This window comes from Parapedobacter sp. SGR-10 (assembly GCF_011030405.1).
GTDB lineage: Bacteria > Bacteroidota > Bacteroidia > Sphingobacteriales > Sphingobacteriaceae > Sphingobacterium.
Genome location: NZ_JAAJTJ010000002.1, coordinates 381,878 through 402,192 on the forward strand (window position 1 = coordinate 381,878; position 20,315 = coordinate 402,192).

The 20,315-nt window shown below is 43.6% G+C and carries 20 protein-coding genes; 7 read left to right on the forward strand and 13 right to left on the reverse strand.

Going from position 1 to position 20,315, the window contains the following annotated elements; translation table 11 throughout:
* Positions 1–31: 31 nt before the first annotated feature.
* Positions 32–367: a Rieske (2Fe-2S) protein gene (locus G5B00_RS03815; protein ID WP_163871915.1), complete on the forward strand. Its 336-nt coding sequence runs from the start codon at positions 32–34 to the stop codon at positions 365–367.
* A gap of 13 nt (positions 368–380) precedes the next feature.
* On the opposite strand, the gene G5B00_RS03820 is transcribed toward G5B00_RS03815, so the two are convergent.
* Both G5B00_RS03820 and G5B00_RS03825 read right to left on the reverse strand, forming a co-directional pair.
* The gene (locus G5B00_RS03820) at positions 381–1,121 is read right to left on the reverse strand and encodes an aspartate/glutamate racemase family protein (protein ID WP_163871916.1); all 741 of its coding nucleotides are present in this window, start codon (positions 1,119–1,121) and stop codon (positions 381–383) included.
* A gap of 214 nt (positions 1,122–1,335) precedes the next feature.
* A complete protein-coding gene (locus tag G5B00_RS03825) occupies positions 1,336–2,514 on the reverse strand; it encodes a P1 family peptidase (protein ID WP_163871917.1) in 1,179 nt (392 codons plus the stop codon).
* A gap of 258 nt (positions 2,515–2,772) precedes the next feature.
* Between G5B00_RS03825 and G5B00_RS03830 the strand changes: the two genes are divergently transcribed.
* The gene (locus G5B00_RS03830; RefSeq protein ID WP_163871918.1) at positions 2,773–4,887 is read left to right on the forward strand and encodes a M3 family metallopeptidase; all 2,115 of its coding nucleotides are present in this window, start codon (positions 2,773–2,775) and stop codon (positions 4,885–4,887) included.
* 34 nt (positions 4,888–4,921) lie between these two features.
* Here G5B00_RS03830 and G5B00_RS03835 read toward each other — a convergent pair whose 3' ends face one another.
* The 6 genes from G5B00_RS03835 to G5B00_RS03860 form a co-directional block, all read right to left on the reverse strand.
* On the reverse strand, positions 4,922–5,689 hold the full coding sequence (locus G5B00_RS03835; protein WP_163871919.1) for a DUF4197 domain-containing protein: 768 nt from the start codon (positions 5,687–5,689) through the stop codon (positions 4,922–4,924).
* A 241-nt stretch (positions 5,690–5,930) separates the two neighbouring features.
* Positions 5,931–6,779, reverse strand: a complete 849-nt coding sequence (locus G5B00_RS03840) for an endonuclease/exonuclease/phosphatase family protein (RefSeq protein WP_163871920.1) — start codon at positions 6,777–6,779, stop codon at positions 5,931–5,933.
* Positions 6,780–7,079: 300 nt separating this feature from the next.
* Positions 7,080–7,844 (reverse strand): glycerophosphodiester phosphodiesterase, encoded by a 765-nt coding sequence (locus tag G5B00_RS03845; protein WP_163871921.1) that lies wholly within the window; start codon positions 7,842–7,844, stop codon positions 7,080–7,082.
* A 12-nt stretch (positions 7,845–7,856) separates the two neighbouring features.
* Positions 7,857–8,687 carry a phosphodiester glycosidase family protein gene (locus G5B00_RS03850; RefSeq protein WP_163871922.1) on the reverse strand — a complete coding sequence of 277 codons (831 nt, stop codon included), beginning with the start codon at positions 8,685–8,687 and terminating at the stop codon, positions 7,857–7,859.
* A gap of 58 nt (positions 8,688–8,745) precedes the next feature.
* Entirely contained in the window at positions 8,746–9,393 is a 648-nt protein-coding gene (locus G5B00_RS03855; RefSeq protein WP_163871923.1) for an HD domain-containing protein, read from the reverse strand.
* A gap of 2 nt (positions 9,394–9,395) precedes the next feature.
* Complete coding sequence (locus G5B00_RS03860; RefSeq protein WP_163871924.1) at positions 9,396–10,559, reverse strand: class I SAM-dependent RNA methyltransferase; 1,164 nt, start codon at positions 10,557–10,559, stop codon at positions 9,396–9,398.
* Positions 10,560–10,626: 67 nt separating this feature from the next.
* Between G5B00_RS03860 and G5B00_RS03865 the strand changes: the two genes are divergently transcribed.
* Positions 10,627–11,007 carry a DUF3127 domain-containing protein gene (locus G5B00_RS03865; protein WP_163871925.1) on the forward strand — a complete coding sequence of 127 codons (381 nt, stop codon included), beginning with the start codon at positions 10,627–10,629 and terminating at the stop codon, positions 11,005–11,007.
* Positions 11,008–11,191: 184 nt separating this feature from the next.
* On the opposite strand, the gene G5B00_RS03870 is transcribed toward G5B00_RS03865, so the two are convergent.
* The gene (locus tag G5B00_RS03870) at positions 11,192–12,199 is read right to left on the reverse strand and encodes an acyltransferase (RefSeq protein WP_163871926.1); all 1,008 of its coding nucleotides are present in this window, start codon (positions 12,197–12,199) and stop codon (positions 11,192–11,194) included.
* 326 nt (positions 12,200–12,525) lie between these two features.
* On the opposite strand from G5B00_RS03870, the gene G5B00_RS03875 reads away from it, so the two are divergent.
* The 4 genes from G5B00_RS03875 to G5B00_RS03890 all read left to right on the forward strand — a co-directional run bounded on the left by G5B00_RS03875 (position 12,526) and on the right by G5B00_RS03890 (position 17,248).
* A complete protein-coding gene (locus G5B00_RS03875; protein ID WP_163871927.1) occupies positions 12,526–13,302 on the forward strand; it encodes a hypothetical protein in 777 nt (258 codons plus the stop codon).
* Positions 13,303–13,405: 103 nt separating this feature from the next.
* Complete coding sequence (locus G5B00_RS03880; RefSeq protein ID WP_163871928.1) at positions 13,406–14,509, forward strand: toxic anion resistance protein; 1,104 nt, start codon at positions 13,406–13,408, stop codon at positions 14,507–14,509.
* 437 nt (positions 14,510–14,946) lie between these two features.
* Entirely contained in the window at positions 14,947–15,417 is a 471-nt protein-coding gene (locus tag G5B00_RS03885) for an Lrp/AsnC ligand binding domain-containing protein (RefSeq protein WP_163871929.1), read from the forward strand.
* A gap of 151 nt (positions 15,418–15,568) precedes the next feature.
* Positions 15,569–17,248 carry a glutamine--tRNA ligase/YqeY domain fusion protein gene (locus G5B00_RS03890; protein ID WP_163871930.1) on the forward strand — a complete coding sequence of 560 codons (1,680 nt, stop codon included), beginning with the start codon at positions 15,569–15,571 and terminating at the stop codon, positions 17,246–17,248.
* Positions 17,249–17,279: 31 nt separating this feature from the next.
* On the opposite strand, the gene metF is transcribed toward G5B00_RS03890, so the two are convergent.
* The 4 genes from metF to G5B00_RS03910 are packed head-to-tail and all read right to left on the reverse strand — an operon-like array spanning position 17,280 to position 20,313.
* On the reverse strand, positions 17,280–18,236 hold the full coding sequence (gene metF / locus G5B00_RS03895; RefSeq protein ID WP_163871931.1) for a methylenetetrahydrofolate reductase [NAD(P)H]: 957 nt from the start codon (positions 18,234–18,236) through the stop codon (positions 17,280–17,282).
* 26 nt (positions 18,237–18,262) lie between these two features.
* Positions 18,263–18,784 (reverse strand): ribosome maturation factor RimM, encoded by a 522-nt coding sequence (rimM, locus tag G5B00_RS03900; protein WP_163871932.1) that lies wholly within the window; start codon positions 18,782–18,784, stop codon positions 18,263–18,265.
* Between the two features lie 12 nt (positions 18,785–18,796).
* On the reverse strand, positions 18,797–19,558 hold the full coding sequence (locus G5B00_RS03905; RefSeq protein WP_163871933.1) for an exodeoxyribonuclease III: 762 nt from the start codon (positions 19,556–19,558) through the stop codon (positions 18,797–18,799).
* Positions 19,555–20,313: a peptidylprolyl isomerase gene (locus G5B00_RS03910; protein ID WP_163871934.1), complete on the reverse strand. Its 759-nt coding sequence runs from the start codon at positions 20,311–20,313 to the stop codon at positions 19,555–19,557. The genes G5B00_RS03905 and G5B00_RS03910 overlap by 4 nt, the downstream gene beginning before the upstream one ends.
* Positions 20,314–20,315 lie beyond the last annotated feature (2 nt).

Genomic DNA, 20,315 nt, shown 5'->3' on the forward strand with positions numbered 1-20,315 from the left:
GCTCCTTTGTCTTTTATCCTTATTTTTAACCATGGATAAGCTCATATGGTATGCTATACAGGTGCCTGAGGGAGAAGGAAAGGTGCATAGGATAATCGTTGACGGGAAGAAGCTATGTGTGGTCGTGCAGAATGGGAAGCCCTATGCCACCAGCAGTCGCTGTCCACATGCCGGGGCAGATTTGAGCCAAGGCTGGTGTGAAGAAGGGAGATTGGTGTGCCCTTATCATCGGCATCGTTTTGATCTGCAAACAGGAAGAGGAGACCCCGGACAGGGAGACTATATCCATGTGTATCCAATGAAGAAAGAAAACGGCCAATGGTATGTAGGTCTCGAAAGACCTTGGTGGAGGAGGATATTTGGATAGTCTCTTTTTCACTTTACACCAACTTATTCGGATCAATATGCCGAATCAATGCCCTAGCCAGTATTCGGTTGGGGTCTACGATAGGTAAACCGAAATAGCTTTTTTCGTTCAGTGCCAATGGCAGCTCTGTACAGGCTAAGACGATCAGTTCGGCACCTTCACGTTTTAAGGTTTGGACAGCCTCTACCAAGGCATCGTGTGCTCTGTTTGTCACAGGCGAGGAGCAGGCTTTGATACCATACGTCTCGTCATAGATGGCTTGGTGGACACTGTCTTGCAGATCATCGTCTGGTTCTATACAGTCTACACCAAATTTGGCCAGTACATTTTTGTAAAGTCCTGTATCTCTTGTCCCTGTGGTGCTCAGGATGCCGACTTTTACCCCAGCATGGTTTTCACGGATAAATTTAGCTGTTTCTTCGACGAGGTGGAGCAATCTGATCTGGGCTTGGCATTGGGCCAATGTCTCCTTGACCTTGTCGAATATCTGCGGAGCATGCGCTGTATTGCATGGGATAGCAACGACTGTAGCGCCACCTTTTTCAAGTTCCAAGGCGATTTCAGCAAGGGCTATTCCAGGGTTTATACTTTTTTTGCCCAATAGAAAAGCCGTACGGTCGGCAATGCGATGGGGCTGCGAGGAAAGCAATACGGGCAGGTGTTCCTGATCTTTCGACGCTTTTGTTTCTTCGATAATTTTTTTGACAATATCTACTCCGGCCAATGGGCCTACTCCGCCTACAATTCCTATCATGATGAAGTGTGTTTATTTTATGAAGATAAAAGATATTTTTCTCAACCACATAGGAACATAGTTTTTTATTCTCGTCTTTGTTTTTTCTTTTGAAAGGATGCCAATAGTTTCAGATAGTTTAACTATGTCAGAAAATTCATTTTCTCATCTATGAAATGCATATAATGATTTTTCTGAAATGAAATAATTCTATGTATCTATGTGGTTATGTTATTTATTCTTTGACTGCGCCCGGTAGCTTGTCGTGGCTCAAGGCGTTGTATTTTTTTAGTATGTCTACTGTCTCCTTGATCGGGAGAGCTTTTAGTGTTTTTCCATTACGTCCGGTTTGGTCCTGCGCCATGAACAGCGAGTTGAGGATAGCTTCTTCCGTGGCTTCCCAAACTGCCATAAACAGAGGGGTCAATTCGTTGTTGTGAATATCCTTTGTGTCCAGTTCCCGTTGTCCATTGACACTATAAGGCACCCGGTTGGCAGGGTTGGTAGTGAAGGCAATTGAATAATCGCCCGAACCATTGGCCGAGAATGCTCCGACATTGCCAAATGAAATAAACGAACGTTTGGCCAGACGTTTTAGGTTGCGAGGTGAAAGCGGTGCATCGGTCGCAATGATAATCATACAGGATCCATCGGCCTTATACGGTTCTTTTTTTTCCATCATGTAATAGTTGTGCAGTTCCCTACCCACAGGTGCACCGTTGATATTGAGGACGCCGCCAAAGTTGGTCTGTGCAAGTACACCGACGGTATAGCCACCCTTTGATGCCGGAAGCTTGCGGGAGGCTGTTCCGATACCGCCTTTGAAGCCCAGGCATTCTGTACCGACTCCTGCACCTATGTTGCCTTCCTGTACAGGACCGGATTGAGCCGTTTGAATCGCTTGCAAGACATGCTCCTTTTGTACATGTCTTCCTCGGATGTCATTGAGTCCTCCATCGTTGGTCTCACCGACTACGGTATTGACCGAGCGTATATTTTCGTTGCCGGGCAATGCCAAGATATAATCTAGTACTGCATCGGCTACTTTGGGCGCATTTAGGGTATTGGTCAAGAGGATAGGTGTTTCGATATTGCCCAGTTCTTCGATTTGGGAGATGCCCATCATTTTGCCAAAACCATTGCCGACATATACGGCCGCAGATACCTTGTCTTGAAAAATATTGCCATCATGCGGCAATATGGCGGTGACACCTGTCCGCACGTTTTTTCCTTCGACCACAGAAACCTGTCCCACTTTCACGCCAGGGACATCCGTGATGGCATTCCATTGCCCTGTAGGCAAAATACCTGTAGTAATACCAAAATCACGGGCGCGTCCCCGCTTTTCCTGTGCAAAGGAAAATAATGTGAGGCTTGTACACCATAGTAAGAGTAATAGACCGTTTGTTTTCATCCGTTTAAAATGTTTTTTCAATGGCTGATGAGTGCTCGATGTAAATAATCGTTGCCCTGCATGTCAATAATATTACATCTCGGTTTCATCATTTAAAAAAGGTTTCTACACGCAAAGAAAGGAAAAGATTTGCAATATAACGAGGGCTTTCTGTGGTTTATTTGGCTTTGTAGAGACACAATGCATTGTGTCTCTACTTTTATATAGAGGATAATCTGTACCTTTGTGCCCATATTCTGAGAACAAAAATTAAATTATATGCAGAAAAAACATTTTATTCCTTTTTTGATCGTTGCATCGATGTGTGTAGGCTGTAACCAGGAAGAAAAAAGTGATTTAACAGACAATCCTTTGATAGGAGCATACAATACACCATTTGATGTTCCTCCTTTTGATAAGATAAAAGACGAACATTTCAGACCAGCATTTGACGAAGCATTGCGGCAGCACAATCTCGAAATAGACAGCATTGCCAATAATGAGGAAGATGCCAATTTTCCGAATACGATCTTTGCTTTGGAAAAGGCAGGAGGCTTATTGAAAAAGGTGTCGATTATATTTTATAACCTCAATTCGGCCCATACCAATGATACTATTCAAGCTATAGCCAAAGATATGGCCCCCAAGCTGTCGGCGCACCGTGATGAGATACAGCTGAATACCAAACTTTTTGCCCGTGTCAAAACGGTTTATGAGCAGAAAGGAAGTTTGGATCTGGATGCGGAAGATGTAAAATTACTTGAAGAAACTTACAAAGGTTTTGTCCGTTCTGGGGCAAATCTATCAGACAGTGACAAGGACAAGTTGAAAAAGATCAATGCAGATTTGTCCGTCTTGACGACGCAGTTTGGACAAAATCTATTGGCTGAAACCAATGCGTTTGAGTTGGTCGTGGATAAGGAAGAGGATCTGTCGGGATTGCCGGAAGCCTTGAAAGCAGCAGCAGCAGAGACAGCGGCAAGCAAAGGCAAAAATGGAAAATGGGTGTTTACGCTGCAAAACCCTTCGGTTATGCCATTTCTACAATATGCCGACAACAGGGATTTGCGCAAGCAGATTTGGGAAGCTTATCAATTGCGTGGAAATAATGGCAATACAAACGATAATAAGGAGAACTTGTTGAAAATTGCAAACTTGAGATTGGAAAAAGCCAAGTTGCTGGGTTATCCTTCCCATGCGGCCTATGTCTTGGAAGAATCCATGGCCGAAAATCCTGCAAATGTGTACAGCTTGCTGAATAGGCTATGGATGCCTGCACTGGCAAAAGCTAAGGTGGAAGCAGCCGATATCCAAAAAGAAATCGAAGCCGCAAAAGATACGTTCCGGGTAGCACCGTATGATTGGAGGTACTATGCTGAAAAAATCCGTGTCAAGCGTTTTGCCCTGAATGAGGAGGAGATCAAGCCTTATTTTAGTTTATCGTCTGTACGGGAGGGAGCATTCGCCACCGCAAACAAACTGTGGGGCTTAAGTTTTGTCGCCTTGAACAATGTGCCTGTTTACCATCCTGAGGTAGAAGTCTATGAGGTTAAGGATAAAGATGGTTCACATCTGGGGTTGTTGTACGCCGATTTTTTCCCAAGGGAATCAAAGCGTGGTGGAGCTTGGATGACCTCGTACCGTGGTCAATATAAAGCGGATGGTAAACGCGTTGCCCCGGTCATTTCGATTGTATGCAATTTTACCAAGCCTGTAGGTGGGCAGCCCGCGTTGTTGACCTTTGATGAGACCACAACCTTGTTCCATGAGTTTGGGCATGCCTTGCATGGATTATTGTCCAATGTGAAATACCAATCGTTGGCAGGGACATCGGTTCCTCGTGATTTTGTGGAATTGCCTTCACAAATCATGGAAAACTGGGCGGAAGACCCTGAAGTTTTAAAAACGTATGCCAAACATTATCAAACAGGTGAAGTGATCCCGGATACATTGATCGAAAAAATGGAAAAAGCAGGTACGTTTGATCAAGGGTTTGCTACTACGGAATACCTGGCAGCCTCGCTGTTGGATATGCACTATCATGCGACGACTTCCCCTATTTCGGGAGATGTCAATGACTTTGAGCAGCAAGCTATAGCCAAGATAGGATTGATCGATGCTATTATCCCCCGGTATAGAAGTACTTATTTTCAACATATTTTCTCCGGAGGTTATTCGGCCGGATACTATGCTTACATCTGGGCAGAAGTATTAGATGCGGATGCTTTTGCCGCATTCAAAGAAAAGGGGCTGTATGATCAGGCGACAGCGACATCTTATCGTCAGCACATTTTGGAAAGAGGAGGTACCGGCAATCCTGCCGAGATGTACCGGGCATTTAGAGGCTCCGATCCCGATCCTATCCATCTGATGAAAAAAAGAGGGTTGAATTAATTGATAAGCCTGCCAATTGGCAGGCCTATTTTTTTTATTTCTGACCATCAACCCAACCGAATACCTTGTCCAGTATTCCCGAATTGCGTGCATTGCCGATGTTGTTGCGGATTTTGAGCTCTTCGTCTGCTACCTTGACAAACAGGCCATCAATAGCTTTTTGCGTTACATAAGCATTCAGATCAGTTTGAATTTTTTCTTTTCCCAACGGCAGGCTGTTGTAGGCTGTAGTCAGTTGCGTCCAATAGGTGCTGACGTTGTTTTTGCCCAAGGCGGATTCGACGATAGGGCTGAATTTGGTGGTCAATGTTGCAGAGGTTGTCCTTTTGAAAAAAGTAGTGGCAGCATCTTGTTGGCTGCCCAATAAAATATTAAAGGCATCTGTCACGGTCATCTGGGACAGTGCATTGACGAATACGGGAGCAGCTTCTTTTACAGCAGATTCGGCGGCACGGTTTAGACTAGTGATGAAATTGTCACACAAGGCGCCCATGCCGACGGAGCGAAGTGTTTTTTCGACTTGCTGAGCTTCTTTTGGCATCAATATCTTGACGGCTGCGTCTCCAAGGAAGCCATTTTGTGCGGACAGGATATTGATACTGTTGTTCAGCCCATTACTAAGGGCCTGTTTTATACCTGTTACGGCTTCGGTCTGTGTGATGGTTCCGGAAGATTTATTTGTGGTCGATGTGCTACCTGTACCCGTTTGTGGCATGCCGGTAGTTACTTGATTTAGCGTATCACAACCAGAGAATAAAGGAACGATCAAAGCTCCGAGGGCAAGCATATGCAAATATTTCATATGTAAATAATTTGTTTTTTAATGGCCATATGGAATGTCCAGATTATTTTCATTCGTGTTTTGGCAATCGTGGACATTTCATATTTCGATTTTAATTTAGCTATAAAGGTAAGGTAAAAATTGTAGAGACACGATTCATCGTGTCTCTACACATTAATAATTTTTTTTATGTCCTTTTTTAGCTACAAATGGGTAATGCTGTGTAGAGACACGAGATCTTGTGTCTCTACAAAACAGGATTTTACCATTGAATCAAGGATGTAACAGGAAAATGATCCGAAGGGTATTTACCGAGATAAGTATCGGTCAGTACACCGTATTTTTTGATCTTAAATGTAGGGCTGACGAAAATGTGGTCTATACGACTTTTGGGTTTGAGGCTCTTGCCCCATCCATTGAATGTAGAATTAGGTTCATAGACGATACCCGCCAGATCGTGTGTGTCCTTCACCAATGTGCTTTGTGCAAGCGTTTGGTAAGCCGAGCTTTTTTCATCGACATTGAAATCTCCTGTCAGGATGATAGGCAATCCTTCCGCTAGCTCATGCGCTTTTGTCAGGATGAGTTTAGTGCTTTCCAACTGTGCCACTTTTCCCTTGTGGTCAAAGTGCGTGTTCATAAAGATAAAGGACTTCTTGTTCTGTTGGTCTTTGAATATTCCCCATGTACATATCCGGGGAAGAGCGGCGTCCCATCCTTTATTGGGTCTTTCCGTATCTTTGTCCGATAGCCAAAATGTTCCCTCACGTACAAGTTCAAATCGTGACGGATCATAGAATATGGCCGAATGTTCTCCTTTCTTCTGCCCATCGTCACGACCGACTCCAATATGACGATATGTAGGCAATAGGGTAAGCATATCCTGAAGCTGTGTATCAAAAGCCTCCTGTACGCCAAAAATATCAAACTCATGATATCGTATCACTTGGCAAAGTGCTTCTTTACGATCTTGCCATAGATTTCCTGAGTCTTGGGCGGTTTGTAGTCGTATATTGTAGGTCGCGACCCGTATTTCCTGCGCACTGCCGGTCAGAGGAGCAAACGACAAAAAGGCCAGTAGGAGTAGAATCTTTTGTTTGATCTTTTTCATTATTCTTTTTCATTAACAATTGTTACAGGCGGGTATAACACCGGGCACGCGTGCGCCAGATTTGTGCTAGCGCACGAGCAATGGTATTAAGTTAAGCGTTTTTTGTCATCCCGACGATAGGAGGGATCTGTAAATTAGCCGGCTAACAGATTCTTCGGCAAGCCTCAGAATGACAATATAAAACAGGTTATATCCTTAACTTAATGACATTGAGCGCACGCGTGTGCTTGAATTTGTGGATATGCATGCTACCTATATATCGTCTAAGCCCGCTTCAACCCCATGCCGTTATATCTTCTATTACTTGCTGAGTACTTTCTTCAATAGCTCCGGTTGGTCAGTGGTAATGAAATCCACACCTTGGGCGATAAAATACTCCATATCTTCTTTTTTGTTTACCGTCCAGACGTTTGTTTTGATGCCTAGTTTTTTTGCCTGAGGGATATAATCCGGGTTTTTCTTGAATACCTTGACGTTGTAATCCAGCTCATATATGTGGTCTTGTTTCAACTGCTCGGGCGTTTTATCGCCGTTGAGATATTGGATTTTTACGTTTTTGTCCAGCTCTCTCAGTTTTAGGCAAGCCGGGTAACTGAAGGCGATGAATACGGTTTTGTCGAGACCTTTTAGTTTTTTTACGGCTTGATAGCTCATCTCTGTCGCCTTGACCGTTCGTTCTACCCCAAGCTTGTTGGTTTTTATTTCGAAAATCATTTTGGTCTTTTTCTGTTTGTATCCCTCTTTCAGATATTCCTCTATGGTAGGGATTTTTTCACCATTTGGATGGGTTTTGGCCAATAGTTCCTGGTAGGTGGACATCGCAATGTCCAAACCGTAAAAATCCTGATCGTGATTGACGACGAGTATGTCATCCTTGGTGAGATGTACGTCAAATTCAGTACCCCATACGCCCTGTTCAATGGCTTTTTGTAGAGAAGCTATGGAGTTTTGTGGAACTTGTGTGTTTTTCCATGCTCCACGGTGAGCGATGATCTTAGGAGTCTGTGCCCATGTAGCTAAACTTGCACATAAGATGACTACTGCTGTTATTACAATTTGTTTCATGAAGCGGTTGTGTTAATTTTTAATGTAAATAATATTTGCAACAGACCTTTCGCCGTGATGGTCGAATTTTTTATTGTCGGATGGATAATTCACGATGCCATTATCGGGTTGGTCTTTGATATACATCGTCGTACTTCCTCCTCCGTCCAGGTTCATGGCGGCATCACATGCATACCATTTTAAAAGCCTGCTGAGTTCAAACAGCGTGACTCCATGGGATTGTTTGTTACGGCCATCTATGGTCATGAAAATAAGGTTCTGACCACGCAAAGCCACTACTGTTCGGGGATGTTTGTTCGTGCTAAAGCCGCCTTTGCTGATTTTCATGATCTCCCCGCCGGAAATCAACAGAGGCCCCGACCGTAGCACATTGTCTACCTTCGTTTCGCGAATACTGTCTGCCGTTTGGGGGATTATCTGAATGGATCGTTTGTCGAATGTCAGAAAGGCATTGGATCTCGGGTGTTTGTTGGTGGTGACGTTGATAACCTCTCCCTCTATTTTGATAAAATCAGTTGCACCACCAATTTTAGTGTTAAAAAAACCGCCATTGATAGCCACCACAGCGTTGTTTTCTTGAGCAAATGTCGATGTGAGTTTGGTTTCTTTGGATATACCGGCCAGTCTTAGTTTCTTGAGATGCCGTTTCAAGTCTATTTCTATCAGGTTGATTTCCTGTTCACCGCCAAACAGGTTATGAAAATGGGCTTGTTTCCATACGATACCTTTTTTTAGGGTTTGTGTTGTCCATGCTTGGGTAGCAAAAGCTGTTGAATCGTGTTCCTGTGCCGATGTCGGAAAAGCAGCACTCAGAAACAATAAGAATAGGAATAGATTTTTCACATTACAAAGCTCTCTTGTTTATCTAAAGTTACAGAAGAAATGTTAAAAAGAGATTAAATTATTTGATCCCGTTCCATTCATCATAAAATTGTTGCAAATATGTTTCCATAAAACGGTGTCTTTCTACTGCTATACGCTGTGCAGCGAGCGTATTCATGTTGTCTTTGAGCAACAGCAGTTTTTCGTAAAAATGGTTGATGGTCGGTGCGGTGCTGTTTTTGTAGCTTTCTTTGGTCAGATCTCTTTTGATGGGTATGTTGGGGTTGTAGATTTCCCTGTTTTTGAATCCTCCATAATGAAATGCTCTTGCAACGCCTATGGCGCCTATGGCATCCAGTCGATCGGCATCCTGTACAATTTCCAGTTCCTTGGAATGAAAGATCACTTTGCCCAACGAGGCTTTGTAAGACATGTTGAGTATGATGTTTTTTACGTGTTGTACTGTGTCGGCATCTACCTGTAGCGAATTTAAAAATGTACCAGCCAGGGCCGGGCCGAGGTGTTCGTCTCCATCATGAAACTTGCTGTCGGCAACATCATGCAGCAAAGCGGCCAGTTCACAGATCAACCTATCGGCTTTTTCATGTACCAAAATCAGCTTGGTATTGTTCCATACCCGCAATACATGCCACCAGTCATGGCCTGCTTCAGCATGTTTTAATCGTTCTTGTACAAAAAATGCTGTCTTGTCAATGATATCTTGCATTTTTAAACCTCTTTGGTCCCCTCGTACAGCTCATACTGTAACAATCGACAATCCAGTTTTCCGTTGAAAAACTCAAAACGTCTCGATGCTTTGAGACCGATTCTTTTGGCCAAGTCGGGATTTCCGGTAAAGACATAGCCCCGATAACCTTTGCAATGTTGTTTCATGAAGTCTCCGATCCGGCTATATGTCGCTTCCAGTCGACTATGTTGTCCCAATCTTTCGCCATATTCGGGGTTGAACATAATGATGCCTGCGTCCTGTGGAACTGTCGTTTCTGCAAAATCACAAACCTCAAATTGGATAAGGTGCTCCACACCTGCAGTTCGGGCATTTGCCTTGCTGATGTCCACGGCTTCCGCAGAGATATCCGAGGCGATGATAGGAGGTATGTTAGCTTTGTCCGTGATATCCTTGAGCTGTCGTCTCTGCTCGAAGAATACTTCGTCGTCGTATCCGACAAAGTGCATAAAGGAGTAGTTCATACGTTGTAGTCCGGGCATTCGCTTTTGCGCCATCAATGCGGCTTCAATGGCCAATGTGCCTGATCCACACATGGGGTTGACAAAAGGGGATCTGCCATCCCATTTGGTAGCGAGTATAGTCGCGCTGGCCAAAGCTTCCAACATCGGTGCTTTGCCGGGAATCTTGCGATAACCATGTTTGGCAAGTGTTTCGCCTGATGTGTCGAGAAATATTTCGGCCTTCTCGTCAATCCAATGCAAGTGTATAACGGCCTTGGACAGATCAGGGCCAGAATTTGGGCGAACTCCTTTTTTGTCTTTTATTCTATCTACAATAGCGTCCTTGACTTTGACATTTGCAAATAGAGGGGTAGTGATGGTTTCGTTGTGTACGTTGGACGTCACGGAAAAATAGCCGTCAAAAGGAATGAGTTCTTCCCAAGCGATTTTGCTCAATGCGTTGTAAAGCTCATGGGCATCTTTGGCGCGAAAGGAGGCTATTTCGTATAGCACCTGGCTCGCCGTACGTAGGTGCAGATTGAGACGAATGCAGTCATTGGCCGTTGCTTGGAGCTCTACGCCCGTGTTGAAAACGCGTTTAGGTGTAAAACCAAGTTCGCGGATTTCTTCTTCAAGATAGGGAGACAATCGTCTATTGCATGTTACGATGATTTTGCCGGGGGTGTTGAAAACTTCTTTCATATTTCTACAAAGTTAGTCATTCTAGAATGCAAAAAATGTGTATTTTTATGGTTTAATAAGTTTGAATATGGAAATTAGAGGAAAAGTACATGAAATAGGGGCGGTTCAACAGGTTACCGAGTCTTTTAAGAAGAGAGATCTGATTGTTGCCTATGCCGAGAATCCACAATTTGTTGAGTACATTCGCTTTGAAGCGACGCAAGATAGGGTCAATATCTTTGACAATCTATCTATAGGCGAAGAAGTCGAGGTATCTTTCAATCTTCGTGGACGTCCTTGGACCAATAAAGAAGGAGTCACTTCATATTTTAATTCATTGGTAGCTTGGCGTGTCACCAAATTGGCCAATACAGCCCAAGCTGCTGCTTCTACACCGGGTTATGCAGATATGCCTGCACCTGTTGATATCTCTTCTTCCGGTGCGGACGACGACGATTTGCCATTTTAATTTTTTGATATCGTACTGTTTATAATTTAAAGGGCCACTCTCTTGGGTGGCTTTTTCTTGTTTGGTCACCGCTCATTCACATCCATAATATATTGCCCAATACCTGGACTTGCTTTACTTCTGTCGCTGTCGGTCCACAGGAGATCTACGATTTTAATAAAAAGGGGTAGAAAAACCTTAAACTTCACCCGCTCACATGCCTGCCGTAAGGGATTCTGCGCAATAAAAAGATAAGGGCAATCGACAATACCAACGTGGCTAGTGTAGCCAATGGAATCACCCAGACCGTGGAAACGTATTTCGAGATAAGGGGGTGGACATAGTTTAGGGGAAGGATATGCACGAGGTATATCCCAAAGCTATATCTATCTACAAGGGCTATCCATGAGGGAATGTTCGTGATGTTTCTCGAAAAGGACTGTACACAGGTGAATAACAAAACGGCGGTCAATGCTGCGGTCGGCATCGTATAGCCCATGAGTTGTGTATCCCATTTTTGCAGTTTTTCCGAAAGATAGTAGGTGCCTATAGCAATTCCTACAACTGCACAGGCGTATAGAAAAAGCAAGAACCATGTGTTCCATGTGATTTTTCTGAGGGTCAGGTAATATCCTAAAACCAGATAGCCGATATATCCCGAAAAAAAGGTAAGGTCAAATTTTGGCAGATTGTAAGATTTGTTCATAAAAAATAGGGACACAAACCACAATACAAGAAATACTTCTAATTCTCTGGCACTGCATTGGGACACCATTTTCCGTAGAAAAGGAATGGCAGTGTAGAGTCCCATGATCATATACAGATACCATAGATGGGCATTAGCGCCATACAGGATTTTATGCCAGGCAATCTCCCAGATCCGCCAGGACGGTAGAATGGAAAAATTGGTATATCTGTAAAAATAATATATCGTATAGATGATTGTCCAGAAAATAAAAGGATAAAGTAGTTTTGGGATACGTTTGCGGTAGAAGGAAATAATGCTTTCATCCTTTTGTAACAATAGAGCGCCCGATATCATCACAAATAAAGGAACAGCACAACGGGTAGCTGCATTGATCCAATTGGCATAATTCCAATCGAAGCTGTCGGCGTCATAGCGGTATAGAAAGCCTGTAGAGGCATGGATGGCAATGACAAATACTGTCGCAATGACACGTAAATAACTGATGGATATATTTTTTTCTGCCATGATGTAAAAATATAGAATATTGGAACAAGAATTGGGCGTTAAATAAAAATGGGTGAACAAAAATCCGATTTGCGTCATTTCGACGACGTTAGGAGGAGAACCACGAAGTGCTCTCCGCAGGAAAATCTATGGATATGTTTCCTGTCTAGCCATAGATATCTCCTTCCCGAATGCTTTCGGGACAGGCTGTTCCTCGTCGATATGACGGTATAGTTTGTGATAAGTTTTTTACGAATCTGCATTTTGTGGTGCATCCAATAAAAATGCATTCGATCAAGTATAGAGGATTTTTAAGTACTTTAGCATAAAAATAAGTAAATTGCACAATGGGTTGGGCGACGAAGAAAAGCAAACGTTGGGAATTGAGCCAGTTGAAATGGACATTTATGTCTATTTTGCTGTTTATTCCGCACATCCATCCATTTGTGATGATGTCGCAGGCCGCCAAGAGTAAGGTGAGGTCCTGGTATGCTTTGGCTTGGGTTTTGCTTTTGGGCGAGGTCGGGCTGTTGTATTCGTTTTATGCATTTTGGGGCAGTCTGTCCCAGGGGATGTTGCTGACGATAGTTGGATTCCTGAGTTCTTATATTGTGGGTAACGGGTTGTTGCTGAGACAAGCCAAACCGTATCTGCAACGTCTCGAATTGGGAGAGGTGCGTCCTTTGACATGGATAGGTTCGGTCGGAAAACAGCGTCGGCTCGAATTGGCTCAGGCAGCAATGGAGACACCCCAAACTTTTGTGTCCAAGTTATTGTATTTTAAAAAGGAAATCAACAACAGGAATATTCAGCAACACATTGACATTATTGTACGCTTGTTTCATTTGTTGGAAAAACGGGATGTGCAGGAGGCGGAGAAGTTTCTCGTGCGGCATGGTACTGTTGTGAATGTGTTGCGCGAATACGATGAATTGGAAAATACACGGCTGCACAATCAGGTCACGCTTGACTCCAAGTTGAAATTGGAACGTGTTTTAGCACAGGCGGCTTCGGCTATCGAACAGGATGTAACCAATCTGATCAAATTGCGGCTGTTGGATGTGTCTGCCGAATCGGAAGTGTATATACAGACATTGAAAAACAGGGACTTATTAAAAGATTAAAATAAAGTGACGAAGGTGATGTCGTTACAATGGTTAAGAAGGGCTATATACCTCTATAACCCACTTCACCTCCATAACTCGCATAACTAAAATAAAATAGGATATGTCAACATTAGATTTAACCACCTACGACGATAATAATGAGGGCAAAGGCAAGGGTCTTCAAGTCAATTTTTCGGAAGAGGACAAAGCCCTTATCCAACAATACAAGGAGAAGATCAATCTCAATTCGACGACGGATATCATTCAGTATGGTGTCGCTAGTCAAGCCAAGGTGAGCAATTTTTCCAATGAGATACTCAAGCAGGTGCGTACCAAAGATATGGGAGGGGCAGAAGATGTGCTGTTGAACCTGCGTTCGGATCTCAAATCTTTCGACGAAAATCTGAATAAGAAGCCGCTTATTCCATTTTTTGACTCGTTGAAAAAGAAAATCAAGCGTCTGCGTACGGAATATGCCTCTGTTGAAAAGAATATTCACCAAATCGAGCTCAAACTCGAAGGACATTATAAGAATTTGTTGAAAGATGTCAATATTTTTGACAAATTGTTTGTAGAAAACCAAAATTATTTCAAAGAACTCTCTTTACATATTGCAGCTGGGGAGGAAAAACTGCAAGAAGTGCACAGCACAGTATTGCCCCAATTGAAGCAAGAAGCGGAGGAGAGCGGCGATCAGCACAAAATCCAAGCCTATAAAGACATGGAGCAGCATGTAGTTCGTTTCGAACGCAAAATACACGACTTGAAACTCACGCGTATGGTGGTTTTGCAGACGGCGCCACAAATACGCATGATCCAGAGCAACAGCAGTTCGCTCATGGAAAAGATACAGTCCAGTATTGTCAATACATTGCCTTTGTGGAAAAACCAAATGGTTTTGACATTGGGCATAGCGCACTCCCAACGTGCTTTGGAAGCGCAAAAGGCTGTAACAGATGCTACGAACGAGCTGTTGCGCAAAAACTCCGAAATGCTGAAAGAGTCTACGATCAATGTGGCCCGCGAAACCGAACGTGGTATCGTAGATATCGAGACGATCAAGAAAGCCAATGCAGATATTATTCATACTATCGAACAGGTCTTGCAGATTCAGCGAGACGGACGCGAAAAACGTAAGGTAGTCGAACAGGAATTGTTGCAGGCAGAAACTGAGTTGAAACAAAACCTGTTGAAATCTTCGGATGAGACAAAGTTGATTAATTAATCTTTTATTGTAGAGAGACGCGATCAATCGCGTCTCTCTACAGGATGAAAAAGGTCTGGCAGGTTTTTGAAACCTACCAGACCTTTTTTGTATAAAAATATATCAAAATAAGCCAAGCAATTTTCAAAAAATAAAAATAAAATATGCATTTTTGTTGATATTATTGAAAATAATGTAAAAGAAGAAGGGTGGGAAGAATTGGTTATAAAAAGGAAAAGTCCACCGGGCGGTGGACTTTTACGCTAACCAATTATAAACCTATGTTATTTGAGGGAAGTAACATGCAACCTGTAAGAGATATTGTATTGTTTTTATCTCTTTTGTTATTACAAATTTACGTTTTATACCAAAACTGTGCAAATTTTTTATTAAATTTTTTCTATTTTTATAAAAATTACAAAAAACACTATAAAAAAATATAAAAACATCGGTTTTTTATGGAGAAAAATTATTCAAATTACGATTTAGACAACTTAGATGTTCAAATTTTGTCTATTTTAATGGAAAATGCTTCTATTCCTTATACAGAAATAGCGAAAAAACTGATTGTTTCTGGTGGAACTATTCATGTTCGCATGAAAAAGATGGAAGAAATGGGTATTATCCATGGATCTAACCTTATTATCAACCCTCAGAAGGTTGGATTTGATATCACAGCCTTCTTGGGTATCTATTTAGAGAAGGGTTCGCAGTATGCAGATGCTGTAGAACAGCTCAGGCAGGTGAAAGAAGTGGTGGAATTGCACTATTGTACGGGTCAATACAGTATGTTTGCAAAAATTATCTGCCGGGATACCGCCCATCTCCGCAAAGTATTGAACGAAGATATACAGGGGCTCAAAGGTATTCAGCGGACGGAAACGATTATTTCGCTCGAAGAGAGTATCAAGAGACAGATTACTTTGTAAAAATAGGCTCAAATAGACAATAATATCGTCATTTCGATGGCCTGGCCAGAAAACATTCGGGACAGGCTATCGAAATGACGTTGTTACTTTAATATATGTATGTTTTCCCTGACTATGTGTTTTACATGGTATAAATAGCTAAATTTGCAGTATGATAGAGGAAGAAAAAGAAGAAAAATCATTAAATTTCATTGAAGAGATTATAGAGGAAGACCTACGCAACGGTACGCACGATGGCCGTGTGCTGACACGTTTTCCTCCCGAGCCCAATGGCTACCTGCATATCGGACATGCCAAATCCATCTGTTTGAACTTTGGCCTGGCGCAGAAATACAACGGCAAGACCAATCTTCGTTTTGACGATACGAACCCTGTGACCGAAGATGTAGAGTACGTGGACAGCATCAAAAAGGACATTCAATGGCTGGGGTTTCAGTGGGCAGAAGAGCTGTACACCTCGGATTATTTTGAAACACTCTATCAGTACGCGGTTGATCTGATCAAAAAAGGTCTAGCTTATGTAGACGACAGTACGGCCGACGAAATCGCGGCAGCCAAAGGTACACCGACAGAACCCGGTACGCCTACACCTTATCGTGACCGATCCGTAGAAGAGAACCTGCAGCTCTTTCAAGAGATGCGGGAAGGCAAATATCAGGATGGTGAGAAAGTACTGCGTGCCAAGATCGATCTGGCCAGCCCCAATATGCATCTGCGGGATCCGCTATTGTACCGTATCAAGCATGCCCATCACCACCGTACAGGGGACAAATGGTGTATCTATCCGATGTACGATTTTGCACATGGACAGTCCGATTCGATCGAAAAAATCACCCATTCGATCTGTACGTTGGAATTTATCCCCCACCGTGCCTTATACGATTGGTTGATCGAGAAGTTGGAGATTTTTCCCTCCAAACAATACGAGTTTGCCCGTTTGAATATGACCTATACGGTCATGAGCAAGCGTAAGCTGCTGCAGCTGGTCAACGAAAAACATGTGGAGAGTTGGGACGATCCCCGTATGCCTACAATATCGGGCATGCGAAGAAGGGGATATACGCCGGGCAGTATTCGTAATTTTTGCGAGCGTATCGGTGTACAGAAGCGGGAGAACATGATCGACATCAGTCTGTTGGAATTTTTTGTCCGCGAGGATCTCAACAAGACAGCTTGGCGTCGCATGGCAGTATTGGATCCGATAAAATTAATTATTACCAACTATCCCGAAGGAAAGACAGAAGAGTTGGCCGGCGAAAACAATCCCGAAGCAGAGGGGGGAGAAGGTGCCCGGACTATTCCGTTCTCAAGGGAGCTGTGGATAGAAAGAGGGGATTTTATGGAAGAGCCTCCGAAGAAGTTTTTCCGTCTTGGGCCCGGTCTTTCGGTTCGCTTGAAGCACGGCTATATCGTCGAATGCCAGGATTTCAAAAAAGACGAAAATGGTGTGGTGACCGAAGTGTATTGTACCTATGTGCCCAATTCCAAGTCGGGCGAAGATACATCCGGGCTCAAGGTCAAAGGTACAATCCATTGGGTATCGGTACCGCATGCCAAAGAGGCCGAAGTCAGACTGTACGACCGCTTGTTTCAAGTGGAGAATCCCGCAGCCGAAGAGGACTTCAAGGCTTCTATCAATCCCGACAGCCTGCATATTATCGAGAAAGCTTATATTGAGCCGGATTTGGTAAGTGCCGAGCCAGAAAGAGGTTACCAGTTTATCCGGTTGGGGTATTTTACGCTGGACACGAGATCTACGGCAGAACATTTGGTCTTTAACCGCACAGTCACATTGAAAGACAGTTGGGCTAAGGAGTCTAAGAAAGCATAAAAACAAAAAGAGGCTATGCCTCTTTTTGTTTTTATGCTAATTTCTCTACAATTTTCTTTGTCGGTCCAGGGTTGCTCATCGTATAGAAATGCAATACCGGCGCGCCAAAATCGATTAATTCTTTGCACATATTGACCATCCATTCGGTGCTGACCTGTTGCACTTCGGCATTGTTTTTACAGGCGGTCACTGCATCGCTCAATTCTTCGGGGATATCCAGGTGGAAAATCTTCGGTAAGGCGATCAATTGTTTTTTGGTCGTCAGGGGTTTCAATCCGGGGATAATCGGCACTTCGATGCCTTGTTCCCGGCATTTGGTCACAAACTCTTTGTATTTTTCTACGTTGTAAAACATCTGTGTCACGATAAATTCGGCACCCATGTCTATTTTTTTCTTCAACCATTTGAAGTCTGTGTTGAAGTTGGGAGCTTCAAAATGCTTTTCCGGATAGCCTGCCACACCGATACAAAAATTTGTTTTCTCCGAATTGACGATATCCTCATGCAGGTACTTTCCGTTATTCATGTCCACAACTTGTTGCAACAGATCCGTCGCATAAGCGTGACCACCCGGTGTAGGGATAAAGTCAGAATCCCCCTTGCGGGCATCGCCACGTAGTACCAGTACATTATCTATGCCCAGAAAATTGAGGTCGATCAGGGCGTTTTCCGTTTCCTCTTTCGTAAAGCCTCCACAGATCAGATGCGGTACGGCATCGACCTTGTATTTGTTCATGATCGCCGCACATATCGCTACAGTTCCCGGACGCTTGCGGTAGGCCACACGTTCCAATAAGCCATTGGTATGTTGCTTGTACAGGTAATCCTCGCGATGGTATGTCACGTCGATAAACGGCGGATTGAATTCCATCAGCTCGTCCATCGTGTTAAAAATACTTTGGATACCCTGCCCTTTGGCGGGTGGAAGCAGTTCAAAAGAAAACAAGGTCTTACCCTTGGCATTTTTTATATGATCTGTTATTTTCATTTTTTCAAAAAGTCAAAAGTATAAAATTATCTATACAAATCCACCAACCCTTCGGGCAATTCCACTCCGATCACTTTCTCCTCTGCATCAATTCCCAATATGAGATCGTCCGATAGCGGAAACAACAGCTCTTTGCCATCCATATCCACTGTCGCCATAAACTGCTGGGGCATCTCTTGTACATGGACGATTTCGCCCAGTTCACCTTCGTTTTCATCAATGACCATATAACCGACCAAGTCCGAATAGCGAAAATCTTCGGGGTCACGTTCGGGCATTTTGTCGTTGGGCAGGTACATCTTTTTGCGGACCAATGCCTGGGCCTTGTCGATATGGTCTATATCCTCAAACGTGGCATAAGCCGTGCTGTTCTTATGCAATTTGATCTCTTCTGTAAAATAAGGCACTAACTTCTTGTTTACTTCGAAAAAAATCACGTCCAGATCCAACTCTTGGTAGTCGTCGAATTCAAAGAAAAGCTGAACCTCCCCTTTGAGTCCCCTGGTCTTGGAGACATAGCCTATATAAAAACTTTGATCTATATTCATTTTTGTTAAAAATCAATCCAATGTCAGTACTACCGGGCAGTGGTCAGAATGCACGGCATGAGACAAGATCTCCGCTTTTTGTATCCTTTCGGACAGATTTTGAGAGACCATATTATAATCGATGCGCCAGCCGAGATTCCGTGCGCGTGCTCCTGCCCTATAGCTCCACCACGTGTAATGGTGCGGATCGGGATTGGTGTGTCTGAATGTATCTACAAACCCCGAATTGATAAAATTCTCCATCCATTCCCGTTCTTCGGGAAGAAATCCCGAGGTATTGGCGTTGGATTTGGGGTTGTGGATGTCAATAGCGCGATGGCAAATATTGAAATCCCCACAGACGACCAACTTCTTTTCCTTCTTAAGATTGTCGACATAACTTTGGAAATCGTCGAGGAATCTGTATTTGAAAGTCTGGCGGATATCGCCCGTCGTGCCCGAAGGGAAATAGACGCTCATGACCGACAGATCTTCAAAGTCGGCACGTATCATCCGTCCTTCGAAGTCATAGTCTTCATGTCCACATCCGTATTCTATATGGAGGGGACTTTTTCGGGTAAGGATGGCTGTACCACTATAGCCTTTCTTCTGTGCGGGATACCAATAGTGCTCGTAACCCATCTGCTCCAGCATCAAGATCTCAGGAACCTGATCGGGGGTCGCTTTGATCTCCTGTAGGCAGACGACATCGGGAGCTTCCGTTTTGAGCCATCCTAGCCAATCTTTTTTCAGCGCTGCTCGCAGGCCATTGACGTTATAGGTGATTATTTTCATAGCTTGTAATACCGGGATTTTAGCGAATCAAATAATTTGGTAAAAAAACCACCTTTAGGTTCCAAACCCTGCATTTCTCTTTCCAGGTTCAGTGCCTCCCGTCGGGTCAGTAGGCGCATGGCCATACGTTCGTTGGTCAATGGTCTATCGTTGCGGTCTGTCTGTACCTCTGCTATCCTATCGATGATCTCTATTCCGGACACTAGCTCGCCAAAGACCGTATAATCGCCATCAAGGTGTGGTATACCACCAATGTCCATATAGGTGCGCCGTTGAAGATCGGATAATCTTTTGCCTTTGAAACGGAAGGTTTCCAACGAGTCCAGCCCCGCTTCCGTGAATTTTCTGCCCTGCACCAGATAAAACTGCGATCCGGATGACTGCTTTGCCGGATTGTTGTCGCGCGCGGCCGCTATACTTCCTTTTTTATGGATAATATCGGCCTGTATCTCCGCAGGAATCTTATAATCCGGACCTCCATTGCCCAACAAAGTGCGATCTCCGGCATATTTGGAATCGGGGTCTCCACCCTGTATCATAAAATTCTTGATTACCCGATGAAAGAGCAATGAATCGTAATACCCCTCCTTGACCAATCGGTAAAAATTGTCCCGATGCTTTGGTGTTTTGTTGTAGAGCTTTAATGTGGCATCCCCTTTATTGGTCGTTATTTGCACGTAGTAATGTGTTGGGATTTGGGCATATGTGGCTATACTGATGGACAATAGTCCTAGTAGAATGAGATGTCTAATCATGT